The organism is Acidithiobacillus albertensis, from assembly GCF_001931655.1.
Lineage (GTDB): Bacteria > Pseudomonadota > Gammaproteobacteria > Acidithiobacillales > Acidithiobacillaceae > Acidithiobacillus > Acidithiobacillus thiooxidans.
The window spans coordinates 1-3,811 of sequence record NZ_MOAD01000090.1 but is presented as its reverse complement, the minus strand read 5'-3'; the positions used below and the strand labels follow the sequence as shown (position 1 = coordinate 3,811).

5 protein-coding genes and 1 pseudogene are annotated in these 3,811 nt (G+C 51.0%); 1 reads left to right on the top strand and 5 read right to left on the bottom strand.

The annotated features are described in order from the left end of the window. Positions 1–86 precede the first annotated feature (86 nt). From BLW97_RS19290 to BLW97_RS18195, 5 genes are all read right to left on the bottom strand, one after another. Positions 87–335 carry a hypothetical protein gene (locus BLW97_RS19290; protein WP_143214993.1) on the bottom strand — a complete coding sequence of 83 codons (249 nt, stop codon included), beginning with the start codon at positions 333–335 and terminating at the stop codon, positions 87–89. A gap of 757 nt (positions 336–1,092) precedes the next feature. Then, positions 1,093–1,383: a hypothetical protein gene (locus BLW97_RS18815; RefSeq protein ID WP_207650654.1), complete on the bottom strand. Its 291-nt coding sequence runs from the start codon at positions 1,381–1,383 to the stop codon at positions 1,093–1,095. A 120-nt stretch (positions 1,384–1,503) separates the two neighbouring features. Further along, entirely contained in the window at positions 1,504–1,962 is a 459-nt protein-coding gene (locus BLW97_RS18810) for a hypothetical protein (protein WP_077218553.1), read from the bottom strand. 216 nt (positions 1,963–2,178) lie between these two features. Then, entirely contained in the window at positions 2,179–2,715 is a 537-nt protein-coding gene (locus BLW97_RS18200) for a hypothetical protein (RefSeq protein WP_075324184.1), read from the bottom strand. A gap of 82 nt (positions 2,716–2,797) precedes the next feature. After that, entirely contained in the window at positions 2,798–3,052 is a 255-nt protein-coding gene (locus BLW97_RS18195) for a hypothetical protein (protein WP_075324183.1), read from the bottom strand. A 337-nt stretch (positions 3,053–3,389) separates the two neighbouring features. Here BLW97_RS18195 and BLW97_RS20320 point away from each other — a divergent pair. Further along, positions 3,390–3,811, top strand: a pseudogene (locus BLW97_RS20320) (helix-turn-helix domain-containing protein); the annotation flags it as partial.

The following is a 3,811-nucleotide window of genomic DNA, read 5'->3' as shown; positions in this document are numbered from 1 at the left end:
CCATTTCAGAAAAATGGGGCTTTTTTTAGACCTGTTTACAGAAAAATTGTCTGACTTTTACAAGACATACGCGCCCATAAAATCCTTCACGGAGGTGGTGGGGGGGGCGGCGGCCCGGGTTGCTGGTAATAAGCCCCGGGACCCGCTGGCGCTCCGGGCGGCGGTGGGGGTGGGGGCGGTGCAGGATGCGCATAATATCCGCCAGGGCCTGGAGGCGGTCCAGGAGGGTACGCATAACATCCCGCCAACGCCATCAAGGTGCCGAACAAGGTCGCTACACGTAAAGCTGGTTGCCAGATGTTACGGCGCTTCAGTGACTCCATTTCATGGAACATACGGTTCTCCTGTAGGAAGATCGGTTTTTTATCTTTCCCCGAACAAATAGCTCAGGGGTTACGGTATAAAAAATGTGCATACCTCCTTTCCGCTTTGCGGTCGCGTTTTTCGGACTTGTGTAGCGCTTTCCAATATTGAGAAAGCAATAAGCGTTCCAGCACAGCGGAAGGATCTTGCGACAGAAGCGACATACTGAGCCGTGCCCGATTCCAGAAGAGAAGGGATCCGTTTTTATGGTAAGGGCATACAACAGGGACACTATAGAGTCATATTGTCGCTAAAGTACAACAGATCTGCTGAAGAAAGGGCCATCTAGTCGCACCATTTCTTGAGCAGACGGCGCAGGCCACTGATTACATGAAAAATCTATCCCACGGGAACCTTTAGCATAAATTCTGCTGTCTTAGTCTCTGGACTCGACAGAGAGATTGTGCTGAGCAGCCAGTAAATAAAACTGAGATCAGATGCCGCAACAGTATGGAGATTTTTTATAACCCACTATTTCTACGCCCTTTTGTTTTTGCGAATCCAGGCAAGAAAAGTCGGATCCACTATTCGGTAAGATCCCGATCCACCTGACCTTGCAATGACACCCTGACCCATGAGCCTCCTGATGGATTGCTGTACATTGGATATTTTGATTGTCCCTGTGGGAAGCCCGAGATAGTGATCCATGTTGGCGCGATGTTTTTTGCCGCAAGTCTTTCCTGACTCAACGATTTGGAGTACCACAGCCTTGTCCATAGGATTAAAGCTTTACCATTTTTCTGGGTGGTTGGTCGCTTTTTCTAGGTTTTCGCGAACTTCCTGCAGGGAAAAATCAAAGTCCTGCGATCCTGTAAGCACCATTTTTTCCAAAAGCGACCGAAAATACTGTGGCACACGTTCCAGTTCCTCAAAGGCTTGCCATGCGCGATTTTCGTCCAGATTGTTTCCGGTGATTTTTTCATAGGTGCCTAACAGGTGTTCGACGAACAGCCTGTCCATCAAGGGAAACACGAGTTGCTGGCAAAATTGGTACAGCGGGGCTTTTCCCTTGTTGAACATTTGCCGCAGACCTTCTTGCGATGATCCTGTGAAAATGACCTTAATCTGATCCTTGTACTTGTCGAGTGCGGTGCGCAATGCAGCTACCAGTGCCCCATAGCGGGCTTCGTCGGCCAGCGTTTACACCTCGTCGATGAGGAGTAACACTGGCCGTTTCCCTTCCGCCAGGTGGCGCATCACCTCACCCAGTTCAATCAGGTCTTGTGAACTTATTTTTTTATTTTCTTCCCCTCCTGCGCTAATCCTGTCTTCTGTGTCCATGAATCCAGCACCCGTTTTGAACCTTGGTATGGTGCGTACTTTCTGGAATGGTGTGCGGAGAAAGCTTTGTTCTTCGGCTTGGATTTTCTTGATTAGTGCCTGTCCAGGGTCTTCTTTCAATTCCCAAAGGGATACATAGATAACCCAATACCCCGCTGCTTCTGCAGCCGGAGTGAGGTCTTTGCGAAGGAACTCTGTTTTCCCCACCCGGAGCGGCGCAAACAGTGCAAGCGCGCTGCTCAAACCGATATTCAGGATTTCCACGTACTTCTGTGCGAGGTCGGTCCTTTGATAGTGCCAAATATCGTTTCTGTCCATTTAGCAGATTATAGCAAGTTACCTAATATATAGTATTTATTTACTATTTTTTGCTATTGCCTACCCAAGGGCCACAAAGCTTGCAGGAAATCCTCCTTCAGGTTCTGTGTAACCTGTATAAAACTGGGACAATGTACGGTCTAAGAAATGACACATCAGGATAACTCCTTTCGTTTTTTTGTGGTGTTGCTTGCCTTGTCTGGTTGTGTCCGGCTTTCAAAACCGGCGAGAATTATCCAGATTCTGCAGTCTGCGTTGCAGACGGTAGCCAGCCAGACACTGCTTTGGCAGCGACCGGGCCGGCAGACGGTGGCGCGTCCAGGCCTGCCCCTGCAAACGCAAGGAAGATCTGGAGCCGGCCCTTGGCGATAGATACTGATTCGCCTCCCGCGCGGTATTCATATCGCGCAACTCCTGCTTAAATGCAACACAGCTATCCGTCTCGTACAGCAGGCAGAGAATGAGTCGGAGGATAGGCGGTTCTGCAAACCATTGCTCTGGTGCCTCATGATTCAGCAAGCCCAAAAAGATCCGCAGCAACACACCCGTCAGTCCAATCCCGATATTGATGGCCATGTCTACCCAACGTCCGACAAAGGCGTCGAGGAGTGCTACCGGAAAAGACAGCAATAACACCCGGGATGTCGTCAACAGCAAAAGAAATACCTGGTTTTCTGCGAGGTCGCGGTGGGCAGGCGGGTCATCGGGGTTGTGGGCATCGACAGAGTATGGTGTATCAGTCTGATCAGTCATCGGTCCATAGCCTTGGGGAGGGTGAATGGACTTTCAGAATACCATAAAAACAGGTCACAGTGACGAATGACCACGCCTCTTTTTATTCTTCTCGCCCTAAGCCGCTTGCGCCTATTGACGCCCCTTTCTGCCCGGCCTGTTCCAGGCGCCGCTCCAGTTCGGCCAGCAGCTCCCGTACCAGAAGTCCGTCTTTACCCTGTAGGGCCTGGCGATAGGCCACACCCAGCAGCTCGATCAGGGCAGTATCACTGATCTGGCTCACCTGACGGAGATCCCGGAGCCGCTGGGCATCACGCAGGCGCTTGCTGCGCATCCGTTCGGTACTGGTGCTTGCCATGCTCGAATCCTTGTCCTCGTCACCTGGGCACATCGTCCCTATGACGCATGGTACCGGGGGAAAGCAGTGGGTGGTATAGGTAGTATCTGCCTCGGAACATAGAAAAATCACAATATCAAACTGATTATCATATACATTTACAGATATCAATGAACTTCTTACGTGTTGCTTTTAAGACTAATTACTAGTGTGTGTTGCATTCTTGATGAAACTTAAGGTTAATGATGATAAAATAGCTCCATGTTGAGGGTATGAATGGAGTCGAGCCTTGCGAGTTGCGCCCACAGTCACTTTAACCAGCGAAGAGCGGTCCGAGTTGTCCCGTATAGTCTCCTCCCGATTAAGCAGTGTCCGCTTGTCATTACGGGCACGGATGATATTGCTGGCGGCAGAGGGCTTGCAGAACAAGGAAATTGCGGAGCGCCTGGGGGTGGATCGCCTGCCTGCAAGTCGCACGTTGGCGCAAGCGTTATCTGGAACAACGCCTGGCGGGTATAGAGCGCGATTTACCGCGCGGCGCTCCTCCAGTGAAAGTGGATGTGGCCGTCTGGTAGAATTGACCACGCAGAGTAAGCCGGAGATGAAAAAAGTCAGGTACAGGCCCTGGATCGGACCCAACCGGGACTCCCCCTCAAAAAGGGCCGCGCATAAACGATGACCCACGACTACAAACGTAATGGCACTACGACCTTGTTTGCCGCACTCAACGTGCTGGATGGTCAGGTCATCGGACAGTGTCAACAGCGCCATACCCATGTG